The organism is Clostridium hydrogeniformans DSM 21757 (assembly GCF_000686705.1).
Classification (GTDB): domain Bacteria; phylum Bacillota; class Clostridia; order Clostridiales; family Clostridiaceae; genus Clostridium_Z; species Clostridium_Z hydrogeniformans.
Window position 1 is genome coordinate 1 of sequence record NZ_JMLJ01000019.1, and the last position, 25408, is coordinate 25408.

Consider the following 25408-nt stretch of genomic DNA (forward strand, 5'->3'; position numbering starts at 1 on the left):
ATGTAATTATTTCATAAAAACCAAAATATGCTAAGGAATAATTAATCAAAATATAACAAATTATTCTAAAACTTAATAATTCAAGACACACCTCACGTTGAAACTGTGGTTAAGCTAGTTAAGTAATACCAATGGTTTAAGGGTTTTAGAGAGTTTGAAAAATCGATATTTCCTACATTTTTCCGACATAAAAATATTATGTCGGAAACTAAACTAAGACAAGAGGCTTTTGAATTTTAGAATAAGATATACTAATTATGCTAAGATATGAATCTTAAGTTGTTTTTGGGGGAAAAGTTATGAAAAAAAGACTAATATTATTTTTTCATCCAGCCGATGAAAGAAAGCCCGAAAAGGATCAAACTATATATAAATGGGCAAAAGATGTTAGGCATTCACGCAAGTACGTAGTCTCAAATGGGAAGTTGTTATCATCTATAGATGATGAAATTAAGGAATGTAATTTTGGATTTTGGACTGAATGGGAGGCAATATCCAGATTTGAAGAAATAAACAATGCAAGCGAAAATAAAAAAGGTTTTCCAGAGAGAAGGCATTATCCAATTAAGCCACTTTCTGAAGGTTGTAATTCCATAAGTTCAGAGGGAAATGGAAGTTGCAAAACAGGATATTTGAATACAGATCCATGTGTGCTTGGAAATATGTTTTTATATTCTAATTGTCAACAAGATAACAATGTGAAAAAGTGTAAGATACTAAAAGATTTAGAGCCAGGTGGAATTATTCTTTTTGGATCTGGGAAGCAATCTAACGAAAAAAATATATATGATAAGTTTATATGTGATACCATTTTTGTTACAAAATATAAAATTGAGAATTTGTCTTCTGAAACTTTTGAAGACTTCTATAATGATACTATTCAAAAGCTTAAAGAACAAAAAGCACCTGATAGAACTTTAGAGAGATTTACTAGACTTAGCAAGTGGTACTATACTTTAACTATAGAATCTTTAAAGAATAAGAATAAGTATTATACTCTATATATTGGAGCTACTATTGATGATAGGATAGATAATATTTATAGCTATGTTCCATGTAAAGAAATAGAGGATTTAAACTCTGATATTGGATTTGAAAGACCAGATTTATCAAGAGTTCTTAAAAATTATTTTACGAATGTTAAAAACAATAATGGAGGTTTTGGAAACCAAACAATAAATTATAAGAATGACGTTGATGATATAGAAGACATAGAGGAAGTATGGAATAAAATTAAGGAATGTATTATAAATCACTATAAGCTAGATATTGGTACATTATGCGATTTTTATGAATAAGTATTAAAAAATATACGATTATGTGTTTTCTTTTAAGCTTATATTTTATACAGACATGTGTTGAAATTATGTTAACATAAGTAATCTTAATGCTTAGATTACTTTAGAAATCTAAAAGCGAGATTTCCGACATAAAAATATTATGTCGGAAATTTTGTCTTTATTATAGTTTCAAAAATATCAACACTCTCTTTTTTCATTTTTTCAGTTACATGTGAATATGTATCCATTGTTGTTGCTAATTTACTATGCCCTAGACGAGCTTGTATTTCTTTTATATTAGCTCCAGATTCTAATAACATAGTAGCATGTGTATGTCTTAGAGAATGAAATTTGAAATTAATACCTAATTCGTAATTGACTACTCGACTTAGATACTTTAAACTGTCGGTAGTAAGTAATTCCCCATTTTCTTTTAAGCATACAAAATCAAAATCATTTTTCTTATAATGAACACCATATTTAAGTTTATTTTCAAGTTGACTTTTATGGTGTTTTTTTAATAAGTTAATTAGTGTTTTACCAATGTATATTGTTCTTATACTACTTGCAGTTTTTGGACTATTAAAAATCCAAACACCTAAATCGTTACGATAGAGAATTTTTTCAACCTTTATAGTTCCTTTTTCTAAATCAATACAATCCCAGGTTAAACTCATAACTTCAGCTGCTCTCATTCCAGTATGAAAAGCTATTTGTAAAGGTGTATAGAAGTTAGAACCATAAGGAAATCGTTCGATTATTCTACTGTAGTCTTCAGTTGTTATTATTTTAAGATCATCTGGATTATTTATTAATCTGGTATCATATTTAGGTAAATATACATGAATCATTGGGTTTACTTTTATCAATTCATATGGATTTACAGCCATTCTAAATGAGCCGCTTAGAACACCATATAAATTAGATAAATAGTTCTTACTAAATCCATTTCTGTATTTAAGGTTTATCAACTCTTGTAATCTTGCAGAGGTAACTTGCTTAAGTTTATAAATACCTAAATCCTTTTTTATGTGATTCCTTATAAGCTGTTCATAGCTCTTCTGGGTATTAGGCTTACAGTTTATAAGAACATACTCTTTAAACCAGTAATCAAGATAATCACTTATACTCATATCACTTTCTGTAAAAACACTTCCAGCACTTTCAAATTCAACTATAGCTTTTCTAAGTGATTCAAGAGCTTCTTTTTTTGTAGATCCACCAGCTCTTTCTATTCTTTTTCTTTTGCCGTTCTCTCTTCCAACTTCAAAAGAGTAGTACCATTTACCATTTTTCTTTCGGACACTTCCTTGCATGTTAACACCTCCGTATTTAATTCTCCTATAGTAGAAAAGTAGTTTCTATAGGTAATGTTTTCCCCATTCTGTATACAGATATCTTTTTTTATGCTTTTATAAATAGTTTGTTTATTAATTCGAATACATAGAATATATTCTTCTAACATAGAACATCCCCCTTATTACAAAGTAAATAAAAAGTTTCTTTATTCACTTTGTAATAATTATTTCATAAATTGAATAATTATGTAATTGTCTGTATACAGAATTTATCTTCAAAATATAACAAAATTAGCTTATATAATCCAAATTAAATATGTAGACAACAAAAAACAATTAATATATACATTTGAATATGTTAAGTATGTTTATATAAGTAAATTAAATAAAAGAATTAAAAAAAGACAGTAGATATTTTTTTATCTACTGTCTAGTCGTTTTTGTTTTTAGCTTTTTCAATTAATTTATTAACATCAAATCCTACTTCTTTAAGTTGATTAATTAAATTTTCAACTTCTTGTGGAGTAAGATTATGAGGATAATTTTTATTTATTTCTATCTCTATATCATTACCATCTAAATTATAATTATATATTTTTGCTATTGGATTATCAGTTCTATATAATAAATAATCTATAGATACATTAAAATAATCAGCTATTTTTATAATCATATCTGCATCTGGAGTTCTTTTACCATTTTCCCAGTTAGAAATAGTTCCTTTATGAACATTAAACATTTTCCCTAACTCTTGTTGATTTAAGCATTTGTCTTCTCTTAATTCTTTTATTCTATCACCAATAGTTTTCATAATGACTACCTCCTATATATTATTATACACAATTAATTATTATAAAAATAAATAACGACATAATGAATATTTTTTTTGAAAAAGATTAAAAATAGTATTGACAGACGACAATATGACAACTATAATTGAATTATGATAAGTAGTCACTTTGAATACAAGGAGGTGATTAAATGGTTAATCGTAAATTAAAGTCACTTAGAGCTAAATATGGAGATACCCAAACAGACTTAGCTGATTTTCTCGATATAAGAGTATCTACATTCAATTTTAAAGAGAATGGTAAAACTGAATTCACGCTTAGTGAAGCATACAAAATATCTAGAAAATATAATAGCTCAATAGAAGAAATTTTTTTTACTGACCTTGACGTCGATATGACAACAGATACGGCTTAATATATCTTATGTAGTTCTTTAAAAAATAAATTAGTAAAAGTGAGGTATGTAAAAGGCAGGAAAAGTAACAATTCTAGTATTTAAGAACTGTTAGAGAAATGACTATTATATTGATATTTTAAATAAGATTGTAAGAAAGTTTAGATAGAAAAGGAGATAAGAATGGTCATAAGGTTATTTATAAGAATATTACTTAAGAATAAAGATAGCTTCATTAAACCGATTAAGTTAAATGGGGAAGTTTATGTAATTAATATTGAGAAATACGAATCATCAGATATGTATATGAAAGGTTTAGAGGGAAAAGTGCTTTAGTTCAGAAACTAAAGCACAATTGTAATTAAAGGTACGAATTTAGTTTATTTAGTCTAGGGCAACATTTTTCAATTTTATTAGTGATTGAAGAATAAAGATCTATATCTACATTTATGCTTTTGTGAGATATAGGAGAGTTAGGAAGATTTTTAAGTTCGGTTAATTTTTTAATTTCCTTTTTAAAATGTCCATAGATAAAAATTATTTCTTCAGATGTAAAATCAAAATCCATTAATAGTTCTCCTTTCATATGTATTTGGTATTACACTACCATAATTACATTATAGGATGATAATGGAAGTAAAACAATAAAAAGGAGGTAACAGTATGGAAGAATTAAAGTTTACTGTTACACAAGAGCAAAGAGAGAAAACAATAGATAAAATTTTAAAACTTGTAGAGAGTGAGTTTGAAGGAGTAGAAATTACAGCATTATTTACTAAAGTGATTTTACAAGAAACTATAAAAACATTAGAAGATAGATGCTTATCAGCAACACTTAAAAATTTAAATAAATAAGGGTAAGATGGAAGGGAATAAATCCTAAGGAGGAATCCCTAAAGTGTCAGTTTTAAAAACAAAAGAATTGAGAAGAGAGAAAAGAATATCTTTATCTCAATTAAGTTACAAAAGTGGAGTGGCTAGAGGGTATTTAACAGAGTTGGAAAAAGGGAAATACTCTAATCCAGGAATACAAGTTCTTGGTAAGTTGTGTAAGGCCTTAAAAGTAACACCAAATGAGCTTATAAGTGAAAGTATTTGGAAGTGGGAGGAGTGATATTATTGGATCCAGTACTTTATACAGTTGCAGAAGTAGCAGAATTATTAAAAATAAATAGAAATGCAGTTTATGAACTTATTAGTAAAAATATTCTAGTAGGCTTAAAGTTGGGAAGTATGAAAATAACTAAAGCTGAGCTAATGAGATTTCTAAATGAATATGTAGGTAAGGACTTAAGTGATTTAGATGATATAAAGAAGTTATAAGGAGGGTGAAAATGAAGGGAATTTCAACAGTTAAGGACTTAGTAAATTATTTAAATAACTTTGAAGAAGACATGGAAGTAAGGATACAGCAGATAGAACCTGTATCAATTTATAGAATTAACAAACGTGAGATAAACATCTACAAGTATGGAAAAGTAATAGGAAAGAAAACAGTTTTAGTAATTTGCTAAAACATCAGATGAGTAAGGCTGAAAAGCCTTTTTAAAATAAGTTTTTTCTGTAAAAAAGAAAATACCTTCCCAATATATTCTATGTGGGACTGGTTGAAAAGATTACAAAAAGTTTTTATATAAGGAGTGAAGAATTTTGAGTATACAAGAATTAGTCCAATGTCAAGTAGAGGGGTTAAGAATAAAGAAGTTAAATATTAAAAACTTCTTAGGTTTAGAAGAGTTAGGATTAGATTGCAGCAAGGTAAATCTTATAAAGGGGCCTAAGGGAAGTGGTAAAAGTTCTATTATAGAAGCCATAGAAAAGACATTTACTAATAGGAATAGACGTACAGAGGTTATAAAACATGGGGAAGAGGAAGCTACATTATTTGTTGAATTAGATGGCGGATTATCTGTAGATAGAAGATTAAGAACAGATAAAGGGGATTACTTAAAAGTAAGGAAAGAAGATGGAGCAGTTCCAAGTACAGAAAAGTTTTTAAGAAGTTTAATAAATGGAGATATTTTTAGACCATTAGATTGGGTAAATATGAATATTAAAGAACAAACAAAATCTATCCTAAGTATGTTAGAAATCGGTTGGAGCAAAGAAGATATTGTTAATTGGTTTGGCGACCTCCCTAGCAATATCGACTTTGACCAACACATTCTACTCATTCTTAAGAGTATAGAACAAAAATACTACAAAGATAGGGAAGAAGTCAATAGGAAGATAAGAGAACTTAAGACTCAGATAAAAGTAATATTGGATGAATTACCTGCAGAATATGATGGAGAAGAGTGGAGAAATCTTAAAATTCAGGAGTACTATAACAAAGTTTCAGAAGCTCAAAAAATTAACCACTGGATTGAAGAAGCTAAGAATTTACAGGCTAACTTTGAGGATAAGATTAACTCCATAAAAGCTAATGGTGAAAGTGAGAAGTCTAAGATAGCTTTAAAGTTTAAAGATAATAGGCAGGACATAAAGGATATTATAGAACTTTCTAAATCTAAGATAGATAAAGCAAAAGATACTATTAATGGATTAGATAAGACTTATGAAACAGGACTAAAAGGGATTGAATTAGATAATGAGAGAGCTAAGGTAGACCTAGAAACAGAGTTACAAGCCAAGATTCAAGAACTTAAGTCTTCATATATAGAAAGAATGGATTTAGTTAATAAAAAAGCTAATGAGGATAAAGAAAACCTAAAGAAGCAACTAGAAATAACAAAGGAAGAGTCCAAGGACCTTATATCTATAAATGAAAATAAAGTAGCAGCTAAAGAACAGGAGCTTTTATCTATGGATAGCTTAGAACAGCAGGAACTTAAAGCTGTAGATGAAAAAGTAAATGCAGAGGTAGAAAAAGAAGAAGTTAGGATTGGCAAGTCAATTGAGTATTTAGAAAATAATGAACCTGTGGATATAGATCCATTACAAGAAGAAGCAGAAAAAATAAGTGAAATGCAAAGTTACTTAAGACAATGGGATATGATGCTAAACATTCGTGATGGAGAGTTAGCAGATAAAGAGAGATATAGTAATGATCTTACTATAAAAATAGATAAGGCAAGAGAGTTACCAGGAGACTTACTAAAGAAAGCTAAGATGCCTATAGAGGGAATAAGTGTAGATTCTGATGGATTAATAAGAATAAATGGAACTCTAATAGATGGTTTAAGTGATGGAGAAAAGCTTGAATTAGCTATGAAGATTGCAAAGGCACAAGCAGGAGTACTTAAAATTATTTGCTTAGATAAATTTGAGTCTTTAAATCCAAAGGCACAAGAAAAGCTTATAGAGGAAATGAAAAAAGATGAATATCAATATTTTGTAACTAGCACTATGGCAGATGAATTTGAAATAGAAAAAATAGGATAGGGGGATTAAAAATGAATAACAGTATTAAAGAAAAAACAATTGAAGAAATAAGAAATTGTATGAGAATTCAAAAAGAACTTTGTGAAGAAAAGGGGTATCCAAATTTTGCTCCAAGTAGCGGAACTTGTTGGAAGTGTAATAGAAATATTTATCAAAGTTATCAAATTAGAGAGAGGAAATCTATTGGAGAAACAGGAGAAAGGTTAGTAACCGGTTGTCCTCACTGTTTCAGAAGCTATTGTGATTAAGAGGTGTTTTTAATGATTGAATTTATAGAAAATAAAAGTTTATTTCCTAGTGTAAAAATAGTCTTTGATACTAGAAAAGACAATGAAGAAAGAACTCAATGGCTTAATCAAAGATGTAATAGTATAGGCGGTTCAGAAATAGCGAAGATAGCAGGATTTAGTAAGTATGGAAGTCCATTAACTGTATTTAATGAGAAACTTGGATTAAGTGAAAAGTTTAAAGGTAATATACACACTAAGTTTGGCAATAGAATGGAGCCAATAATTAGAGAATGGGTACAAGAAGACTTTGAGAAGGCTACAAAAATTAAACTTACTACTTATGAGTATCCATACATGATGGTTCATAAAGAACATGAATACTTTAGTGCTAATATAGATGGTTTAGCAAGATTAGAAGATAACTACACATATTGGGAAAATAGAGATACAGCAGAGATTAAGCAAATAGGTAAGGATGAACTAATAGGTATTGAAATCAAAACAGCTAGTGAGTTTCTAACTAAGATGTGGCAAGGAGAAGAGATTCCAGATGAATATTATTGCCAAGTTCAATGGTATATGGGGATTACAGGTCTTAACTACTTCTTAATTGTTTACTTATTAGGTAAAGAAGTTAAATGGAAGGTAGTCCCTAGGAATGAAGATGATATAAAAGTTTTATTTGAAATGGGAGAAAAGTTTTGGAATAGTAATATTCTCACAAAGATACCACCAGAGCCAACAGGTTTAGAAGTAGAAACTAAAGAGATACTTTTTAAACAAGCCTTAGATAATGATATAGAAGCTACTATAACGGATAATAAGTTATCTAGGTATAAAGACATTACAGAAGAGATAAAAGCATTAGAGAAGGATAAGGAGCATATTAAACAACTTATATATTTAGATATGGGAGATAGTAAAAAAGCTACAGATGGAATTTATAAGATTAGTAGATTTGAAGTTAAAAAAGATAAGTTAGATACTAAGACACTTAAGGAAAAATATCCATTGACATATGAAGCTATACTTCAAGGACAAAGTGAATTTGTAAATATGAGAATTGCTAAATGTAAATAGAAGGAGAGATAAAAATGGCTAATATAAATGGCGGCTTAGTTACTAATAAACAAGCAGCAACTACTAATGTACAATTAACACCACAAAAGAAAATGCAGAATGCCTTAGAGAAGATGATACCAGAGATTAAAAAAGCAGTAGCAAATACAATGACACCAGAGAGATTTAGTAGGATAGCTTTAAGCTTATTCAATGGGAATCCTGTGTTTTGGGAAGCTGATACAACAACATTTTTAAGTGCTCTAATGCAGAGTGCTCAGTGTGGTTTAGAACCTAACACAGTCCTAGGAGAAGCTTACGTTATACCATATAGGAATAACAAAGCAAACATTGTAGAAGTAAACTTCCAAGTTGGATATAAAGGTATATTGAAGATGGCTTTTAATACTGGAGAATATGAGGCTATATATGCTCATGAGATAAGAAAAGGTGATGAATTTTCTTATGAATACGGACTACACAAAAACTTAGTTCATAAGCCTGCAGATGTTCCTAATGAAGAAGTAACACATTATTATGCAGTGTATAAACTTAAGAATGGAGGTTGTGACTTTGTAGTATGGTCCAGGGAAAGAGTAGATAAGCATGCAAGAGATTTTTCTAAGAATTATTTATATAAAGGTGAAGTTAATAAGAATTCAGTTTGGGCCAAGAATTTTGACTCAATGGCTAAGAAAACAGTACTTATAGATGTTTTAAAGTTTGCACCTAAGAGTGTAGAAATGGCCAAGGCATTAGACCTTGATTATAAGTCAGAGGCAAAAGAAGAGAAGGTAAGTAGTTTTAATTACATTGATGTAGACCCTATACCATTAAATGATACTCAAAATAATATTAATTATATAGAAAATAATGAGCAAGAGGAATTGTTTAAAGATTCACCATTAGAGTAGTGAAATAGGGTTAAGAATCATGGAAAGGAGAAACTTATGGCAGAAGTAAAGTGGATAAAGATAACTACCAATATGTTTGATGACGAGAAAATTAAACTTATAGATGCTATGCCAGAAAGAGATACGATTCATTATATCTGGATAAGGTTACTAGTTCAATCAGGTAAGACAAATGCAAATGGGTATATATTTCTTAATGAGAATGTCCCATATACAGAAGAAATGTTGTCCACTATATTTAACCGTCCACTAAATAGTGTAAGGCTTGCCCTTCAAACTTTGTCCAACTTTGGCATGATACATGTCCAAGAAGACAGGCTAATTAAAATTAATAATTGGGAAAAGCATCAAAACATTGAGGGTATGGAGAAAGTACGGGAACAAAATAGACTTAGAAAACAAAAGGAAAGAGATCGAAAAAAGCAAGTTAGTTTACCAGAATCTTGCCCTAAAGATGATACGTCATGTGATGGTCACGTGACAATCACGCAACAGAATAAGAATAAGAACAAGAATAAGAAAGAAGAATTAGATATAGATAAAGATATAAATAATAATAACAATAAGATATATAATACAGAGATTAATACTGGTAGTTGTTGTTGTGATGAAATTAAAAATTTAGATAATGCATATGTATTTAGACATTTTCAAAAATGTGGATTTATGTTAACACCTTTGCAGTATGAAGAGATCTCTGCTGATATAGAGCTTTATTCACATCAATGGCTAGTAGATGCAGCTAAGGAAGCAAGCAATAGAGGAAAGTTAAACTATAGCTATGTAAAAGGCATATTAGAAAATTGGAAAGCTAAAGGCAGAGAATATAAGCCAATTAAGAATCAAGAGCCTTATAAAAAAGCAAGTGGTTTCAACAATTTTGATCAAAGAAAGTATGACGGAAGTGATGGAGGAATGACCATAAAAGAGCTTGAGGAAGGATTATTAGGTCTTAATAAAAATAAATAAAAAAGGATGGGGGATTAATGGATATGGAGATTTTATTAATAACTATAGGGATAGTTCAAGTTGTGGTTATCATGGGAGTGGTAGTTACTCTAGAAAGAGTAATAGACGAAAAGATGGAAGCAGTTCAAGAGAGATTTTTAGATTCTCACAGTAAAGTTATAAATGCTATTACAAACACAGAGGATAAGTTAATTAGGGAACTTGAAGAGTCAGAGCAGTCTATAGTGTTTGAAAATGTAGATCAAAGAAGAATCGCTACAGCAGAGTTAAAAGAGTTAATTGATGATACTAGATATAAGTTGTTAAAAGCAATAAATATAGGAGTTAGATATAACGTTGATAAGTTCAAAAGCACTATAGAGGGGAATGCACAGGTTTTAGAAGAGGTTTGTATATCTAAGGATGAACTAATTAAGAAATTAGATGCACAAGTAGATTTAAATATGGTCAACTTAAAAGAATTCAAAAATGGACTATCAGGAATGATAGAAAGAGAGTGTCAAAAACAAATGTTTAGATACATCATGCATGAAGTTCTATTTAATAACAAAAAATTAAAGAGTGAAAAATAAGATACTATATAGCATGAATATTAATATAACTTTGGTTAAAGACTAATATAATCAATATCTAATGTAGGTGATTATATGTATAAAGTTATAGTTGAGTTACCCAAAAATATAAAATTTTTAGAGGAAAAATATGCAGAGGTTCTTGCGGATATAATCGCTGAAGAATTTACTCAAGATGAATTAGGTTATCTAATTGAAAGATTGGAAAATAGAGAAAGAAGCTTAATAAAGGATAATAAATATTAAAAATCTTAAACCAATGATGGTAGATTGAAAAGCTCTTAATTAATGAACAAAAGATGAGGTGATAAAATGCCAAAGGTAATTATAGTAAAACCTGATATAACCAAAAAACAAAATGAAGAAAACTTAAAGAAAGTAATCGCCGTATTAGAACTTATTGCACAAGAGATAACTGAAGGTTAGTCCTTTTTATATATTAATCAACATAAGAAAACACTTAGCATTATATTATACTAAGCTCTAAGATATAAAGCCAAAGACCTTCTCACTTTATGATATGCAAAATAAATTGAGAAGATGAGAAAAAATTTAAAATAAAATTTAGTACAAGCATAGGAGGGGATTAAATGAATAAGAAAGAGGTCATAAATCAATTAAAGAGTTTAAAAGAGCACTGTGAAGGGTGGAAGGAAGAACCTTGGGTTGATGATGTACAAGCTTTAGACTACGCAATAAAGAAACTAGAAGAAACTACTCTTGAAGTACCAGTTCAAGAGCAGTTAGAAAAATTATATTTAAGTAATGTATCTATAAAAGATTTAGTAGATGAATTATTAAAACGTAATGACTGTGTTACAGAGTTAAGAGCTGAACCTTATGAAAAATATAGTATTTCTAGAGAATATAACGGTACCATAACCGATTTAGGTCCGGCAACAATTTTAAGAATTATAGACTAAGGCAATGGTTGGAATGGGTATTTGTGTCTAATATAGGTAGAAAAATATTTACCTTTTGATGGTGAAGACATTAAAGCAGAATAAACAGCTTCAGGTACATGTAGATACCTATAAACTTTACCAGAGTGAAATTCAATTTCTAATGTTGAATTTTCATATCCAACGGAGCATAAATTCTTAGAAGAAACTTGAGTTCTTTGCATAGTATCACCGCCTTTCAACTGGTGATATTCTTCACAAATACTAAAAAATCCTTTAGGAGTGATATTAAAATGTTACAAGCTCTGAAAATATATTATAACTTAACAGATAAGCAATTTAGAGAAGCACTTAAGTTAACAACAGAGGACATTAAATTCAACCGTATAGGATTTAACAAAAGGACAAGCTTGCATGACACAATAACTATCTTAGAAAGATCCATAAAACTTGTAAGGAGGTGTTAGCTTGGAGGGATTATTTAAAACTATATTTCTTACATTATTGGCTTATTTGGTTGTAAATGTAGTAGAAAAATCTTTAACTGTATATAAGAAAAATGATTTATTTAAGGAGGAATATTAATTATGAAATCAACAGGAGTAGTAAGAAAAGTGGATGAGCTAGGAAGGATAGTACTTCCGATAGAGTTAAGAAGGACATTAGATATTGAGGTTAAAGATGCTCTAGAGATATTTACAGAAGGAGAGCAAATAATACTTAGAAAGTATCAACCAGCATGTATCTTCTGTGGAGAAGCTAATGATATGACTAACTTTAAAGGTAAAAACATATGCGAGCATTGTTTAAAGCAACTTAAAAAGTAGGACATATATAAGCTTTTAGGATCTAGTACAAGAATATATATCTATAAATCTATATATATGGATATAACAATATAAGGAGGATAAACTATGGAAAATATGATTAACCTTGAGAATTTTGCTGAGGGAGCACTAGCAGAGAAAATGGATATGGCATTAAAGGAGGTGTTAGGAAATATTTCAGATCCAAATACAGATTACAAGCTAAAAAGAAAACTTACCCTAGAAATGACCTTTGCTTCTGGTGAAGATAGAGAGTTAGCAGAAGTAGCTATAATAGCTAAAACCAAGTTAGCTCCAAATAAACCAATAGCAACAAAGATTGTAATTGGAACAGATGGTAAGGGTGGAATACTAGCTAGTGAATATAAGAAGCAAGTACCAGGGCAAAGTGTTATGCGAGTAGAGGATGGAACTGGCGAGATTGTGACAACTGCAGAAGAGAAGGAAAAAGCAATAGACCTTAAGGGAATAAAATTAGTTAAATAATAAATTTTAGGAGGAAGAAAAGATGATAAATAGAGAAGGATTAGAGTATTTAGTAGGTTTAGGAGAAGGAAAGAAAATAATAATTGAAACAGAACAAGGAGTATTTACAACTAGGAACTTAACTAGAGTTAAAGCTCCGAGGGCATCAGTATTAGGAGTATCAACTTTAACAGGATTTGTAGATTATATAAAGGCAAACATAGATAAATTACAAGGAGAGTTATTGATACAAGTTAAATCACATGGGGAAGTTAATCTATATAGTACTTTAAATAGTGATAAGGAAAGAGAGGAGTATATAAGAGCAGAAGCTATACTTCCAAATAACATTCACTATGACTATTTTTTAGATACAGAGAAATTTAATATCATGCTACAAAGTTCATTTGTAAATGTGGGAGATAGAGAAATTTTATTAAAATATACAGGTCTCATAAGAGATGAAGCTGTAAAAAGTACAGGGGATGATGGGGTAAGTCAGTCAGTAACAGTTAAAACTGGTGTAGCAACTGTAGGACAAGCTATAGTTCCTAATCCAGTATCACTAGCACCATATAGAACATTCCCAGAAGTAGAACAACCATCAAGTAAATTTATATTTAGAATGCAAGAAGGCCCAAGAGCTGCTATATATGAAGCAGATGGAGGAGCATGGAGAAATGAAGCTATGAACAACATAAAGGCTTATCTAACTGAGAATTTAGAAGGCTTAGAAAATATAAAGATAATTTCATAGAAACATATAAAGTTGGACAGGCTAGGTTAAACACCTAGTTTGTCCTAAAAATAAAAGAGGTGAGTTTTTGAATTATTTAGTATGTGAGGAATGTGGCCGTAATGAGGGGATAGAACTACATCATATAATTTTTAAAAGTCAATCTCCATGCATGGCCAATATAGAAATCAATTTTAAGTACTTATGTTATAAATGCCATAGGGGTAATGATGGTCCACACTTAAATAGAGTTAAGGACCTTGAATATAAATATAGACTTCAAAATAAGTTGTTTGAAAAGTTTAGCAGCAAAGCTTATTACACAGAGGAAGAAATAAGGAAGCTACTCAAAATATCCAAGGGTGAAGCAAGTAAGATACTTAAGAAACTTAAAGTCTATAAAGAAGGCTACTGTAAGATAGAGCTTATTCAAAGGCTTATGGGAGGTAGAATCTATGCAAAGTAACAAAGAAAATTTTATGTTATATGCTAAGAAAAGACTTATAGAAAAGAATAGTAAATCAGATAGAGAGTGTGGAGCCTATTTCAAAAACTTTCATGATAGTAGAAAAAGAAAGTGGAATGTAAAGTTTGGAGGCTTTAAATGGTAGTAGTAGAAGGCAAGATTAAAGGAAAGGCTAGGCCAAGAATGTTTAATGGGAGAGCAATAACACCTAAAGATACAGTTAGTTATGAAAATTGGGTAAAGATATGCTACCAACAACAAGATGGTAGACAGCTTACAGGGTCTATAAGAGCCAATATAACAGCTTATTATAAAGTGCCTAAGTCTTATACCAAAAAGAGATTACAAGTTATAAGAGAGGGGATAGAGTATCCACAAAAGAAACCTGATGCAGATAACATAGCAAAGATTATTTTGGACTCTTTAAATAAAATAGCTTTTGATGATGATAGCCAGGTTACTGAACTTACAATTTTAAAGAGATATACAGAAGATTTAGAGAGAGTGGAATTTGAACTAGAGGAGGTGTAGGCCTTGAATAGACAACAGAGAAGAAAAATGCAAAGGGAAGTTAATCAAAGTACAAAGATACTGGATAACTTTAGTTCTAAGCAGTTACAAGTAATAGAGGATATAACTAATGCAAAGGCAGAAGAAAGAGCCAATATGAAATTAGATGAACTAAGTTTTATTACAGACATGTGTATAAGTACATTATTTATAGAGCTATTTCCTGAGAAGGATTTTGAATATATAAAAGATGTTGAAAATAGATTAGCACATCTAATTGAAGAAGATATTATCAAGTGGAAAAAATTAATTGAAGGGAAGGATTTTAATATGGCAAAGAAGCTTATAAAAGAGATAGAGGAAAAAGTGAAAAAGAAAGCTATAGAGCTTATAGAGAAGGATGTTAAGCAAAAGGAATCAATAGAAATTTTACTTACACAATTTCCAAACTTAAGTAAAGCTATAATTACCAATGTTTATAAAAATACTAAGTTTGAACTTAAGGAAAATAAAGATGCTGAAAAGAAGTTTGATAAAGAAACGGAAGAAGCAGCAGAGTATATATTCGAGGAAGAGATAGAGAATAAAACTATAGAAGAAGTTAAAGTGGACAAGCATTCTGTGGTACAAGTTGTAGAAGAACCTAAAGATATTAAAAAAGAATCAAAAGGAGCTGAGAAAGTGAGTAAGTTAAAGATTAAGAGCATGGTACTAGAAGGTGAAAATGGAATATATAGAGTGTGTCCTGAGGGTGTAGAGCTACAAGGACAAGAATTAATAAGCTTCTCAAACTTAGAAGAATTAGAGAAGTATAGGGGTGAAGAGCTTAAAAAGTTTGAAAATAGAATAGCAGAGTTCAGAGAAGTATTTAAGATGAGAGGTTAGTATATGACACCAGTTGATATAATGAATAATCTTGATATTTGTATAAGAGCATTAGGTCAAGGTAACACAGAGCTTAAGACTTTAGGTATAAAGAAAGCAGAAGCAGAAAGAAAGTATAGAATAGCTTTAAATAAAGAAATATTAAGACTTAAAGTGGACAAGTATCCAGCTACATTAATCCAAGAGTTAGCTAGAGGAAATAAGGAAGTAGCTGAACTAAGACTTAATAGAGATATAGCAGAGAGCAGCTATTATACAGCTATAAGTGCTATGGATAATTTAAAGATAGAAATAGAAGTCCTTATAAGTAAATTAACTTGGCTAAGGGCAGAGTTTAAAAATAGTTAAGAGAAAATTATAAAGTGGGAAATATAGTAGACTTAAGGATGTTTAAATTTGAAAATGATTAAGAAGAATGTGTTATGATGAAGGTTATAAATGTTATAATAGTATATTTGTAGATAATATAAAGGTGAGGTATGAGACTGATAAAAATCAAGAAGATAGGATTTATCTTGAAACAATCAGATATTCCTTCTTGCAATAAATATCTGATTGTTCAGAAATAATTTAAAAATGTAATAAAGAACTATTTACGTATGGTGTTAGATTTAAATTTGTATACTCTATAATTTTCTGAATCTGATTATTATAAAAAGCAAGAACTTATAATATTAGTTACTTTCAATTTTTAAATTAAAGCCATTTTTGATTTTTGTTTTATTTTTTAATTGAGCCCTATTAAAACCAACATCAGAGTTAATAAAATTATGTATATTAGGATCATCTGCTGGAGGAGATAAGGGCGGAATTGCCGAAACGAATCCAATAATTTGAACACCTGGAACTGAAATAGTTGTTCCATCGAATTCAGAGTGAAATTTTTCCTCATGGCTACTATGCTCGTAAGTTCCTGATAATTTAAAACATCCCCAACCTATTGAAGCACCTCCACGAGTGGATTCGTCAATAATTTCCAAATCTCTTTCTGACCATTTTGCACTAATTTTAAGGTCTCGAGCAACCAAGAATTGAACTGGAAATTGAGGAAGAAGATCAGCATCTGTATTAGGAGCTGTACCAGATGAAATTATTCCTTTTTTTTGCCCTGATAGATACCATCCATCTAATTTAAAAAAATTAAAATTCATCCATGGACGTTCAATTTGAATATTTCCTACTTTAAACGAAACTGATATGTCTGTAGATGTAGAATGTTCAGTATGTTCTTTTTTTGTATGTCCACCCGAGCCACCTACTGACCATAAACCCCAACCAAAAGAAGCACCACCTCCATATGATGTATAATAGTCTGTCTTTGTTTGGTCCTTAACTTTATTACTAACTTCTATGAGTGTCATACTATTAGCAAGTGAATTATCGTACCAGTTGCTAGGAGAAGCAAAACTAACATGTTGCATTTCACCTGTTGCAGGGTCAGAAATTAAACACTTATTAAATGCATCCCTAGCCTTCGCTATTGCGAATGAAGTTACATCATTCTTTGATGTTGCTATTATATTTAAAGCCTCATCAATACTAGGACGATATGATTCTAATAATCTAAGTTTTTGGTTTCGTACATTAACCAACTGAATAGATTGAATAGCCCATTTATTTCTACCCTCTGTTGTATTTAAATCACATTGAAGCTTTAAAGATTGTAGAGCTGATTCTGCTGAAATATATTCAGATTCAAGGTCTAAAAATTTCTGATAACGGGTTTGAGGTACTGCTGGAAGTTCGATAATGTTTCCATTCATATCTTCGATTTTTTGTACCTCCCATAAATAATCCCATGCTTTATTGTACTGCTTTATCTGATCAGGATTTGCTTCATATTTGGAATTAGCTTGTAAGCAAATTTCAAATGCACTATCGACAGCATCACCTGAAGGTATGTAACTTGAAATTGCACAGGCAGGAATATTATTGACTAAAGCTGAAAATGCTAACGCGGTACTTATATCACCACCAGGATTTGCTCTACTCATAGCATTTTTATAATCGTTTTCATTAACAGGAATACCCGGGTGACATAGCTGTATCATTGTATTTGTTGAAGCAATTCCAGTTTCTGGTGATAGAGTTATGATTTCGTAGATTTGATTAACAATCTTTTTTATAGCATCTATATTATTTTCTGAGAAATTCATATAGACATACCTCCTTTAAATTAGTTTTTATTACAATAAGTATATTACTCTAAATATTAATATTAAATTCATGTTAAGTTAAGGGAGAAGTTACATGAAATAACGGATAAGTGTGGATAAAACTTTAGTTAAAGATATAGAATGTAAATTATAGATTTATTTTGATAAAGAAAAAAATAGAAAGTGATGAAGTAAAGTTCTACTGTGAAGATGGTTAAAGTTTTTAATTCATCATAGTCAAGATTGTTGTGAAAATGTAACTATTTAAAGATATATGTGGTAATGCTAATAATTTAATTAGGAAGTTCAATATTAAAACTTGAAGAATCCACAAGTAATGAAAATACAAAAGACTATAGAGGGGCTGAAAGTTTTACATGGATATTTTATAAAATAGCTACATCAAAGGGATATGTAACAATTAGATGGCATGTGGAATCTAATTGCTATTATTCTGAATCAGTTGATTTTAAATAGATTGATTAATATAGATTAAATAACACGGTATGGGAGTATAGGTTCATGCCTGTATTCTCATATGGTAATCAATTATAAGTGTTCTTTGAAAATTGAATAATACGGTGTTAAGCAATATTTTTTTAATATTAGATGGTGATAGAGTGGAATCATATGGTATAATTACTATAATATTGATTCATATTTGTAATACTTTTAACTTATGGTGAATGTTCTAGATAATGTATTTTTTACACATGAGAAGTTAACATATTTTAAGGAGTGATTTGATGGCTGATTTTGCTTTTCATTTTAAGAGTGTTAAAAGAAGTACTCCATACACCCTAACTTTCGAAGGGAGCTGTACTAATTCAGGAGTTAGAAATCTTATTATTAAATACCCAGGGACAGAGGTAATTAATGAGACAAGCATTGCAATACCTCAAGATATTTTGGAACAATTAAAAGAAGAATTTAATGGACAGTTTGGTTATGGTCCGTTTAATACTAGAGAGGTCAAAAAGGCTTTTGAAAATAAAAAGGATTTTTATTTAAATTATAAACGTAATAATGATTAGCATGATATAAATATAAAAATTTTCTTAGAACTTAAAGTTGTGTGAAAAAACTTTTTAGTTAAAAGATATAAATAACTCAATATGATATTTAAAAAATTAATATGTATATATTAAGCTAAACACCGTATCATTCAGAAATGGATATGCGGTGTTTTTATATTCAAGGAGGTAATTATGGATAGGAACTTATTTAGAGCTACTGAGAAGAAGCTATATAACTATTTCAGTAAAGATAAGAAGATAGATAGCCTTAGGAATAAAATAAAGTTATTAGAGCAGCAAAGTGATGCTATAGAAAATAGAATAAAACATACAGATATAAGTATACCAATAGAAAGTAGAAGTATAGAGTTTAGTGAAAGAGTCACCTGTAGTTCAGATGGTACAAGCTACATGGAGAGAACTATGATTAAGATAATAGATAATTTATTAATAGAAAAGGCTAGAAAAGAAGAAGAGATTACCAAGACAGAAGAATTAATAAGGAGTATAGAAGAAGATAATAATATAATTGGTTATAATATAGGATTTTTAAGTGATGAGTCTAAAAAGTTATTAAAACTAAAATATAAAGATAAGAAAAAAGAATGGGAGATAGGACAGGAAATTAACCTATCACAATCCAGAGTTAATAAACTAAAAAATGAGTTAATAAAAGACATATCTAATTGGGATAATTGGTTCATATGCTAAAAATGGGAATAAAAGAGGAATAAAAGAGAGATAATTTTATGAGCTTACCTGATGTATAATGATAATATAGAATAAATTTATTTCCCTCATGTAAAATACGATTACTTAGGTATATGTGTTTTTAAAAGGAATTTATAACAATTCTGTAGAAGTATAAGATTTAAAGGGGGAATAATTATGAAGGATATAAGGGGTAAGAGTAAAGAAATTGAACATAAAAATGAGTATATTTATTTTTTAATTATGTTGATTGTATTAATTATAATAGGAGTAATGGTAGCTTCTTTGTTTGAAAATAGCTCTTATGGGAATCAATTAGAAGTAAAAGATTATTTTAATTATACAGGGGTATTAATTGGATCTATTTCAGGTGGTTTTATATCATTTTTTATATTAAAGATTACATTAAATAATCAAAAAGAACAGTTTGAATATGAAAGAAAATTGAATAATGATTCAGAAAGAATTGAAAACTCTCTTTTATTGTATAAAGATATTTATAAAACATGTGGGCATATAAAATTTGAAATTAGTAGTTTTAAAAAGATTATAGAGATGGATAATGATTTAGAAAATTCAGTACATAATATACTTGTAGCATTTAATAGTATGAATAATAATTTAACACAGCTTTTTAATAATCTTGAGTTTAATTATCTATTATTAGATGTAAAAGAAACACAAGATTTATTAGTATCAAAAGTATATGATGAGTTATTAGATAAATATGCTAATTTTGAGAAGTATTATTTTAGGACAAATGAGTATGAAAGGTTGAGTAAATTCTTAACTGAAAAAAATAACACTATAGATGATTTCATGAAAGATTTATTATCTGAGGCTAAAAAATTAATATAGAATGATAAGGCAACACATAAACCGCAGGGATTATACCATAAGGTACTTTGTTGTAAAATATTAGGATATATTGTAAAATACTTTATGGAGGGGATGCAAATGGATAATAGAAAACTCGAATATATAGAAATTTGGTATGATGAGAATAAAAACGTATACAAAAAATTAATTAATAAAGTTACTAATATAATAAATGATATTTTAGAAAATGAAAAAATTATTGTTAATTCTGTTTATGGTAGAGTTAAAGAGAAAGATAGTTATTGTAATAAAGCATCAAAAGATAAATACAAAACGCCTGTAGATGAAATAACGGATCTAGCTGGAATAAGAATTATAACTTACATAAATTCAGATGTAGATAAAATATGCAGAATAATTAAAGAACAATTTCATATAGATGAAGAGAATAGCGTAGATAAAGGAGAGGAATTAGGAACAAATAAAGTAGGTTATAGATCAGTTCATTATGTGGCAAAAATAAAAGAAGATAGAAGTAATCTTCCAGAGTATAATGCATATAAAAATTTGAAGTTTGAAGTTCAAATTAGGACTTTATTACAACATACATGGGCTGAAATAGAGCATGATAGAAATTATAAATTTAGTGGGGTTTTGCCAGAGAGTATTAAAAGAAAATTTGCATTAGTTGCAGGTACTCTAGAATTAATTGATATGCAGTTTGAGGAAATATCCAAGGAAATAGATTCTTACTCAAAAGAAATTTATAAAAATACACAGGAAGGAAACTTAGAGGGAATATTAATTGATAGTACATCACTTAATCAATATTTATTAAATAGATTTGATAATGAAATAAAAGAAAAACGTATAGAACCTAGCTTCGGAAAAATCAGTACTGTAGAGGAAGCGATAATCAACGAATTAAGAGATTTTGGAATAAAAACTTTAGATCAACTTGATAGTATGTTAGAAAAGTATACTTTAAATGAAATAGAGCATGAAAATTATTCTGGACTTTTAAGAGATCATATGATTGTAAATGACATAGAAAAATATTTTTCAAAGTGTTGGAATCGTCATTGGGGAGGATTTAATAGTAGGGATATACCTATAATGGAAAAATATAACCCTGACATTAGTGATTACCTATATAAATATGATGTAGGTATAATTTATGAGTAGTACGTTTTAGGTAATAAACTAGTAATAATTATATTTTTATGCTGTTATAAAAATATATAGCAAAGATAGTAAATAAAATTCATTTTTTTAGTAAAAATTCTAAAAAGGACACTTGCCAATAGTGTCTTTTTTATTTTGTAAAGGTAGGTGAGGATATGCTAAGTATTTATACAAGCTATAGCTGCAGTAGATGTAGAAAAGAATTTGTTTTACTTACAGAAGATATACAAAGATTACAAGGATACTTAGTGTGTCCTTACTGTAGTAATAGAAATATTAGAAAGCAAGGAGCTTCAGATAGTTTAAAGGAATGTATGCAAGAGAGAGCTTATGTAAGGGTTAAAGGTGCTTTAAGGCAAAAATAATATTTTAAATAAATGGAGGTATTTTAAATGAGTATAAAAAAGTTTAGTACAAAAGAATTAGTTGAAGAACTAAGTAAAAGAGAAGGGGTAGAAACTATTATAGCTGAACCATATGAGAATAAAGAACTTAAGATGAATGGTCCAGCTATAATAATTAAAGTTATAGATTAAGCTACTTGCTTATACTGGTAAACTCCTTTTACATAATTATGAAGATAGCTACCATGAGATGATGCTGACATTATACCACTATAAACTGACTGAGGTACATTGTAATATTGATATATAGAACCTGTATGAAATTGTACTTCTAAAGTTTTAGAATAGGAATCATATCCTATGGAATAAATATTTGATGATGAAACTATAGTTCTTTCCATTTAAAACGCCTCCTTTCATTTACCATATTTCTACAATTGATTAAAAAATCCTTCATTAAATGTAAAATAAAAGTAGGAAAGTGCGATATATATGTAGAAATGTATGCATTTAGGAAGGAAAGATTAATAATGATAATTTTAAAAACGCCTGAAAATAATAAATTGGAACTTGAAATAAGTTCTACTTATGAAGCAAAAGAATTTTTTGAGAGAGAACCTTATAACTTTGGAGAAATAATTTCTGTTATATCAAAAAATAAAAATAAAATAATATTAAAATCTAAATTAGGATATGAAATAATATTTAAAGGTTCTTTTACAACTGGAGATGTAGGAGAAGAATTAAATGGAGCTATCTTCATGTTGGAAAATTGTGGATTTGAATTAAAGGATTTAATATATACAAGTGATAATTTAAAGCTTAAAAAAACACTAAAATATAAATATAGAACCATAATAAGTAATATAATTGATGCTCTTTTCAATGTATACAAAAAATCATTTAAGAAAAAATCTAGTAAGCATTATGAAAAAGGAGCAAAAAAGCTAAAAAAGATATATCGCAGTCTTGATATTGAAAAAGAAAACAAAATTTATTTAGATTTTATATCTGATATAAAAAAAGATTATAAAGGGATGTTTGGAAAAAATTTAAATAAAATAGACGAAGAAAAAAGTAGAATAAAACTAGAAATAAAATATAAAGAAGATCAAGACCGAGGATATACAACTGCTTTTGCTATATTTATCTTAGGTATTTTAATTAAAGATATTGTTTTTGGAAAATTATTTTCTGGAATGAGTAATTTGGAGTTTTTTATATATGGAAGCTTATATATTCTAATATTTTCATATGTATCAAGTAAGGTATTTCTAAAGGATGAAAAAAAATTAAGAGTCTATAAACTTATGTTACAAAGTTTAATAGATCTAGAAAAAGAGATCGAAGTAAAAAAGAATTCTAGATCAAGTTTAAATAATTTGAAATAAATAGATATAAGGGTCAATGTGTAAGGTAGTTAAAAGAATTTTAATATACTTATGAACATAGGCTCTTTTTCTTATATACAAAATAAACAAATAAGCAATTAGCAATGAGGTGGTGGTATGGCAAAAGTAAGAAGTCCAAACAGAGACAAAGCATTTGAGATATACAAAGAACATAAAGGGAAGATTGACTTAGTTAAGATAGCAGAGATATTAAGTGCTTCCCCTGGAACAATTAGAGGTTGGAAGAATAAAGATAAATGGGAACAAAAATTAAACGGAACGTTCCAAAAGGAAAGTATAAAAAATACGGAACGTTCCAAAAGAAAAAGAGGAGCACCACTCAATAATAAAAATGCAGTAGGGCATGGAGCGCCGTTAGGTAATAACAACGCTGAGACTCATGGATTCTTTTCTAAGTATTTACCGGAAGATACTTTTAATATTATTCAAGAGATACAGAAAAAAGATACTTTAGATATCCTATGGGAGAACATTCAAATTCAATACGCTGCAATAATAAGAGCTCAGCATATTATGTATGTTAAAAATAAAGAAGATACTACTAATGCTCTTAGCGGTGAAACTAATGGAGATACATCTTCATCAGAAAGATATACTATTCAATTTGCATGGGATAAACATGCCACTTTTCTACAAGCACAGTCAAGGGCAATGAAGACACTTGAAAGTATGATTAAACAATATGATGAATTATCAAAAAATGGCATTGCTACTGAAGAACAAACACTAAGAATTAACAAGTTAAAAGCTGAAATATCTAAATTAACTGGTGAGAATAAAGATAAACAAAAGGGTAACTTAGGAAAATTAATTGAAGTCTTCAAGAAAGGACCAGCTAAGTAATGGAATTTGAACAGTTTGGTGAAAAAGCTTGGAACTTCATTGATACACCAGTAATTTTAGATGCAAGTATTAATATTTTAGAGGGAAGTGTAAGAAGTGGTAAGACTATAGCAATGCTTCTTAAATGGCTTAGATATGTAGAAGAAGGCCCGAAAGGTCTATTGATAATGACAGGAGTATCTAAAGACACCGTATATGATAATGTTCTTAGAGATTTATTTGAGACCTTATATGAAGAAGATTATTCCTATAATAGACAATCAGGAGACCTAAGGATATTTGATAGAGAGATAAAAGTTATAGGGGCAAAAGATGAAGGTTCAGAAAAGTATTTAAGGGGTAAAACTTTGGCAGGAGCCTATTGTGATGAGTTATCCTTAATGCCTGAAAAATTCTTCAAGCAATTACTTAATAGACTTTCAATTAAAGGAGCTAAACTGTATGGAACTACTAACCCAGATAGCCCATACCATTATCTTTATACAGAATATATAACAGATAAAGAAAAACTAGAGAGTGGAATGGTTAAGGTTTATCATTTTATGTTAGATGATAATCCAAGTTTAGATGATGAATACAAAACCTTTATTAAGAATGCTTATACTGGATTTTGGTATGAACGAATGATTTTAGGGTTATGGGTAATTGCTCAAGGTGCTATATATGGAATGTGGGATAAAGAATTAAACACTTTTATAGATGAAGATTTACCGCCAGGATTTAAAAGTATGGCCCAAAGGTATATTTCAATTGACTATGGAGCATCAAACCCTACAACCTTTTTAGATATTTGGGATGATGGAGATACAGTTTGGATATTAGATGAGTATTACCATGATAACAATAAAAAAGGACAAAAAGAAAATTCACAGTATGCAGAAGATTTAGTAAAGTTTATAGGAAGTGATTATCCTAGATTTGTTATTATAGATCCATCAGCTAAAAGTTTAAAAATATCTATAAGAAATAAAGGAATAAGAACCAAAGATGCAGATAATGATGTATTAGAAGGAATAAGAATGGTATCTACAATGATATCTAATAGAAAATTAAAAGTTCATAGGAAAAACTGTCCTAATTTTCTAGAAGAAGTGGCAGGGTATGTATGGGATGAAAAAGCAGCCTTACGTGGAGAAGATAAACCAGTAAAAAGTAAGGACCATACTTTAGATGCAGCAAGATATTTTGTGAAAACTATAATTAAGTCTAGAAGGTTAGCAAGATAAGTCATAAGAGATAA

Annotated in this window: 39 protein-coding genes; 33 read left to right on the forward strand and 6 right to left on the reverse strand. The window is 29.1% G+C overall.

All coding sequences use genetic code 11. The annotated features are described in order from the left end of the window. The first annotated feature begins 299 nt into the window (after positions 1-299). Positions 300-1298 carry a hypothetical protein gene (locus tag BR69_RS0111565; protein WP_027633342.1) on the forward strand — a complete coding sequence of 333 codons (999 nt, stop codon included), beginning with the start codon at positions 300-302 and terminating at the stop codon, positions 1296-1298. Between the two features lie 140 nt (positions 1299-1438). Here BR69_RS0111565 and BR69_RS0111570 read toward each other — a convergent pair whose 3' ends face one another. Both BR69_RS0111570 and BR69_RS0111575 read right to left on the reverse strand, forming a co-directional pair. Further along, complete coding sequence (locus BR69_RS0111570) at positions 1439-2596, reverse strand: tyrosine-type recombinase/integrase (protein ID WP_027633343.1); 1158 nt, start codon at positions 2594-2596, stop codon at positions 1439-1441. A 412-nt stretch (positions 2597-3008) separates the two neighbouring features. Further along, positions 3009-3389 (reverse strand): helix-turn-helix domain-containing protein, encoded by a 381-nt coding sequence (locus BR69_RS0111575; RefSeq protein ID WP_027633344.1) that lies wholly within the window; start codon positions 3387-3389, stop codon positions 3009-3011. A 170-nt stretch (positions 3390-3559) separates the two neighbouring features. On the opposite strand from BR69_RS0111575, the gene BR69_RS0111580 reads away from it, so the two are divergent. After that, positions 3560-3784, forward strand: a complete 225-nt coding sequence (locus tag BR69_RS0111580; RefSeq protein ID WP_027633345.1) for a helix-turn-helix transcriptional regulator — start codon at positions 3560-3562, stop codon at positions 3782-3784. Between the two features lie 162 nt (positions 3785-3946). Further along, on the forward strand, positions 3947-4099 hold the full coding sequence (locus BR69_RS21845) for a hypothetical protein (RefSeq protein ID WP_160169951.1): 153 nt from the start codon (positions 3947-3949) through the stop codon (positions 4097-4099). 25 nt (positions 4100-4124) lie between these two features. Here BR69_RS21845 and BR69_RS0111590 read toward each other — a convergent pair whose 3' ends face one another. Then, a complete protein-coding gene (locus BR69_RS0111590; RefSeq protein ID WP_027633346.1) occupies positions 4125-4331 on the reverse strand; it encodes a hypothetical protein in 207 nt (68 codons plus the stop codon). Positions 4332-4426: 95 nt separating this feature from the next. Here BR69_RS0111590 and BR69_RS0111595 point away from each other — a divergent pair, with 95 nt between their 5' ends. The 12 genes from BR69_RS0111595 (at position 4427) to BR69_RS20460 (ending at position 11814) form a co-directional block, all read left to right on the forward strand. After that, on the forward strand, positions 4427-4618 hold the full coding sequence (locus BR69_RS0111595) for a hypothetical protein (RefSeq protein WP_027633347.1): 192 nt from the start codon (positions 4427-4429) through the stop codon (positions 4616-4618). A gap of 43 nt (positions 4619-4661) precedes the next feature. Then, positions 4662-4877: a helix-turn-helix domain-containing protein gene (locus tag BR69_RS0111600; RefSeq protein WP_027633348.1), complete on the forward strand. Its 216-nt coding sequence runs from the start codon at positions 4662-4664 to the stop codon at positions 4875-4877. 5 nt (positions 4878-4882) lie between these two features. Then, a complete protein-coding gene (locus BR69_RS0111605) occupies positions 4883-5086 on the forward strand; it encodes a helix-turn-helix domain-containing protein (RefSeq protein WP_027633349.1) in 204 nt (67 codons plus the stop codon). Between the two features lie 11 nt (positions 5087-5097). Next, the gene (locus BR69_RS0111610; RefSeq protein WP_027633350.1) at positions 5098-5277 is read left to right on the forward strand and encodes a hypothetical protein; all 180 of its coding nucleotides are present in this window, start codon (positions 5098-5100) and stop codon (positions 5275-5277) included. 136 nt (positions 5278-5413) lie between these two features. Beyond that, positions 5414-7147, forward strand: a complete 1734-nt coding sequence (locus BR69_RS0111615) for an AAA family ATPase (protein WP_242840692.1) — start codon at positions 5414-5416, stop codon at positions 7145-7147. 11 nt (positions 7148-7158) lie between these two features. Beyond that, the gene (locus BR69_RS0111620) at positions 7159-7395 is read left to right on the forward strand and encodes a hypothetical protein (RefSeq protein ID WP_027633352.1); all 237 of its coding nucleotides are present in this window, start codon (positions 7159-7161) and stop codon (positions 7393-7395) included. Between the two features lie 12 nt (positions 7396-7407). Further along, positions 7408-8457 (forward strand): YqaJ viral recombinase family nuclease, encoded by a 1050-nt coding sequence (locus BR69_RS0111625; RefSeq protein ID WP_027633353.1) that lies wholly within the window; start codon positions 7408-7410, stop codon positions 8455-8457. Between the two features lie 14 nt (positions 8458-8471). Beyond that, positions 8472-9350 (forward strand): recombinase RecT, encoded by an 879-nt coding sequence (locus BR69_RS0111630; RefSeq protein WP_027633354.1) that lies wholly within the window; start codon positions 8472-8474, stop codon positions 9348-9350. A 36-nt stretch (positions 9351-9386) separates the two neighbouring features. Then, positions 9387-10319 (forward strand): phage replisome organizer N-terminal domain-containing protein, encoded by a 933-nt coding sequence (locus BR69_RS20455; RefSeq protein WP_051623593.1) that lies wholly within the window; start codon positions 9387-9389, stop codon positions 10317-10319. A 23-nt stretch (positions 10320-10342) separates the two neighbouring features. Further along, positions 10343-10891: a hypothetical protein gene (locus tag BR69_RS0111640; RefSeq protein ID WP_150112269.1), complete on the forward strand. Its 549-nt coding sequence runs from the start codon at positions 10343-10345 to the stop codon at positions 10889-10891. A 75-nt stretch (positions 10892-10966) separates the two neighbouring features. Continuing rightward, positions 10967-11137, forward strand: a complete 171-nt coding sequence (locus BR69_RS21990) for a hypothetical protein (protein ID WP_162832176.1) — start codon at positions 10967-10969, stop codon at positions 11135-11137. Between the two features lie 344 nt (positions 11138-11481). Further along, positions 11482-11814: a BC1881 family protein gene (locus tag BR69_RS20460; RefSeq protein WP_034849828.1), complete on the forward strand. Its 333-nt coding sequence runs from the start codon at positions 11482-11484 to the stop codon at positions 11812-11814. Here BR69_RS20460 and BR69_RS0111660 read toward each other — a convergent pair. Then, positions 11811-12017 carry a KTSC domain-containing protein gene (locus BR69_RS0111660; RefSeq protein ID WP_027633356.1) on the reverse strand — a complete coding sequence of 69 codons (207 nt, stop codon included), beginning with the start codon at positions 12015-12017 and terminating at the stop codon, positions 11811-11813. The genes BR69_RS20460 and BR69_RS0111660 overlap by 4 nt on opposite strands. A gap of 363 nt (positions 12018-12380) precedes the next feature. On the opposite strand from BR69_RS0111660, the gene BR69_RS0111675 reads away from it, so the two are divergent. The 8 genes from BR69_RS0111675 to BR69_RS0111710 all read left to right on the forward strand — a co-directional run bounded on the left by BR69_RS0111675 (position 12381) and on the right by BR69_RS0111710 (position 16030). Further along, complete coding sequence (locus BR69_RS0111675) at positions 12381-12620, forward strand: AbrB/MazE/SpoVT family DNA-binding domain-containing protein (RefSeq protein WP_027633357.1); 240 nt, start codon at positions 12381-12383, stop codon at positions 12618-12620. Between the two features lie 87 nt (positions 12621-12707). Next, positions 12708-13106, forward strand: coding sequence for a hypothetical protein (locus tag BR69_RS0111680; RefSeq protein ID WP_027633358.1), 399 nt, complete (start codon positions 12708-12710; stop codon positions 13104-13106). A gap of 22 nt (positions 13107-13128) precedes the next feature. Continuing rightward, a complete protein-coding gene (locus BR69_RS0111685) occupies positions 13129-13842 on the forward strand; it encodes a hypothetical protein (RefSeq protein WP_034849829.1) in 714 nt (237 codons plus the stop codon). Between the two features lie 67 nt (positions 13843-13909). Further along, positions 13910-14287, forward strand: coding sequence for an HNH endonuclease (locus BR69_RS0111690; protein WP_027633360.1), 378 nt, complete (start codon positions 13910-13912; stop codon positions 14285-14287). Next, entirely contained in the window at positions 14277-14432 is a 156-nt protein-coding gene (locus BR69_RS21850; protein ID WP_160169952.1) for a hypothetical protein, read from the forward strand. The genes BR69_RS0111690 and BR69_RS21850 overlap by 11 nt, the downstream gene beginning before the upstream one ends. Further along, the gene (locus BR69_RS0111700) at positions 14426-14818 is read left to right on the forward strand and encodes a RusA family crossover junction endodeoxyribonuclease (RefSeq protein ID WP_027633361.1); all 393 of its coding nucleotides are present in this window, start codon (positions 14426-14428) and stop codon (positions 14816-14818) included. The genes BR69_RS21850 and BR69_RS0111700 overlap by 7 nt, the downstream gene beginning before the upstream one ends. Positions 14819-14821: 3 nt before the next feature. Beyond that, a complete protein-coding gene (locus tag BR69_RS0111705; protein WP_027633362.1) occupies positions 14822-15682 on the forward strand; it encodes a hypothetical protein in 861 nt (286 codons plus the stop codon). Between the two features lie 3 nt (positions 15683-15685). Next, positions 15686-16030, forward strand: a complete 345-nt coding sequence (locus BR69_RS0111710) for a hypothetical protein (protein WP_027633363.1) — start codon at positions 15686-15688, stop codon at positions 16028-16030. A gap of 326 nt (positions 16031-16356) precedes the next feature. On the opposite strand, the gene BR69_RS0111715 is transcribed toward BR69_RS0111710, so the two are convergent. Continuing rightward, the gene (locus BR69_RS0111715) at positions 16357-17838 is read right to left on the reverse strand and encodes a hypothetical protein (RefSeq protein ID WP_027633364.1); all 1482 of its coding nucleotides are present in this window, start codon (positions 17836-17838) and stop codon (positions 16357-16359) included. Between the two features lie 309 nt (positions 17839-18147). On the opposite strand from BR69_RS0111715, the gene BR69_RS22480 reads away from it, so the two are divergent. The 7 genes from BR69_RS22480 to BR69_RS21710 all read left to right on the forward strand — a co-directional run bounded on the left by BR69_RS22480 (position 18148) and on the right by BR69_RS21710 (position 22105). Beyond that, positions 18148-18315 (forward strand): DUF7448 domain-containing protein, encoded by a 168-nt coding sequence (locus BR69_RS22480; RefSeq protein WP_423219682.1) that lies wholly within the window; start codon positions 18148-18150, stop codon positions 18313-18315. Between the two features lie 269 nt (positions 18316-18584). Then, complete coding sequence (locus tag BR69_RS0111720; protein ID WP_027633365.1) at positions 18585-18872, forward strand: hypothetical protein; 288 nt, start codon at positions 18585-18587, stop codon at positions 18870-18872. Positions 18873-19046: 174 nt separating this feature from the next. Further along, a complete protein-coding gene (locus tag BR69_RS0111725) occupies positions 19047-19565 on the forward strand; it encodes a hypothetical protein (protein WP_027633366.1) in 519 nt (172 codons plus the stop codon). Between the two features lie 177 nt (positions 19566-19742). Continuing rightward, positions 19743-20423 (forward strand): hypothetical protein, encoded by a 681-nt coding sequence (locus BR69_RS0111730; RefSeq protein ID WP_027633367.1) that lies wholly within the window; start codon positions 19743-19745, stop codon positions 20421-20423. A 99-nt stretch (positions 20424-20522) separates the two neighbouring features. Further along, on the forward strand, positions 20523-21569 hold the full coding sequence (locus BR69_RS20465; RefSeq protein WP_051623594.1) for a GTP pyrophosphokinase: 1047 nt from the start codon (positions 20523-20525) through the stop codon (positions 21567-21569). Positions 21570-21724: 155 nt separating this feature from the next. Beyond that, positions 21725-21934 carry a hypothetical protein gene (locus tag BR69_RS0111740; RefSeq protein ID WP_027633368.1) on the forward strand — a complete coding sequence of 70 codons (210 nt, stop codon included), beginning with the start codon at positions 21725-21727 and terminating at the stop codon, positions 21932-21934. Positions 21935-21961: 27 nt separating this feature from the next. Beyond that, positions 21962-22105: a BC1881 family protein gene (locus BR69_RS21710; protein WP_150112270.1), complete on the forward strand. Its 144-nt coding sequence runs from the start codon at positions 21962-21964 to the stop codon at positions 22103-22105. Here the strand turns inward: BR69_RS21710 and BR69_RS0111750 are convergent. Beyond that, positions 22102-22314, reverse strand: coding sequence for a KTSC domain-containing protein (locus BR69_RS0111750; protein WP_027633369.1), 213 nt, complete (start codon positions 22312-22314; stop codon positions 22102-22104). The two genes, BR69_RS21710 and BR69_RS0111750, sit on opposite strands and share 4 nt — an antisense overlap. Positions 22315-22443: 129 nt before the next feature. Here BR69_RS0111750 and BR69_RS0111755 point away from each other — a divergent pair, with 129 nt between their 5' ends. The 3 genes from BR69_RS0111755 to BR69_RS0111765 all read left to right on the forward strand — a co-directional run bounded on the left by BR69_RS0111755 (position 22444) and on the right by BR69_RS0111765 (position 25394). Continuing rightward, on the forward strand, positions 22444-23304 hold the full coding sequence (locus tag BR69_RS0111755) for a hypothetical protein (RefSeq protein WP_027633370.1): 861 nt from the start codon (positions 22444-22446) through the stop codon (positions 23302-23304). A 117-nt stretch (positions 23305-23421) separates the two neighbouring features. Then, complete coding sequence (terS, locus tag BR69_RS0111760; RefSeq protein ID WP_027633371.1) at positions 23422-24168, forward strand: phage terminase small subunit; 747 nt, start codon at positions 23422-23424, stop codon at positions 24166-24168. Then, a complete protein-coding gene (locus BR69_RS0111765; RefSeq protein ID WP_027633372.1) occupies positions 24168-25394 on the forward strand; it encodes a PBSX family phage terminase large subunit in 1227 nt (408 codons plus the stop codon). The genes terS and BR69_RS0111765 overlap by 1 nt, the downstream gene beginning before the upstream one ends. The last annotated feature ends 14 nt before the right edge of the window (positions 25395-25408 follow it).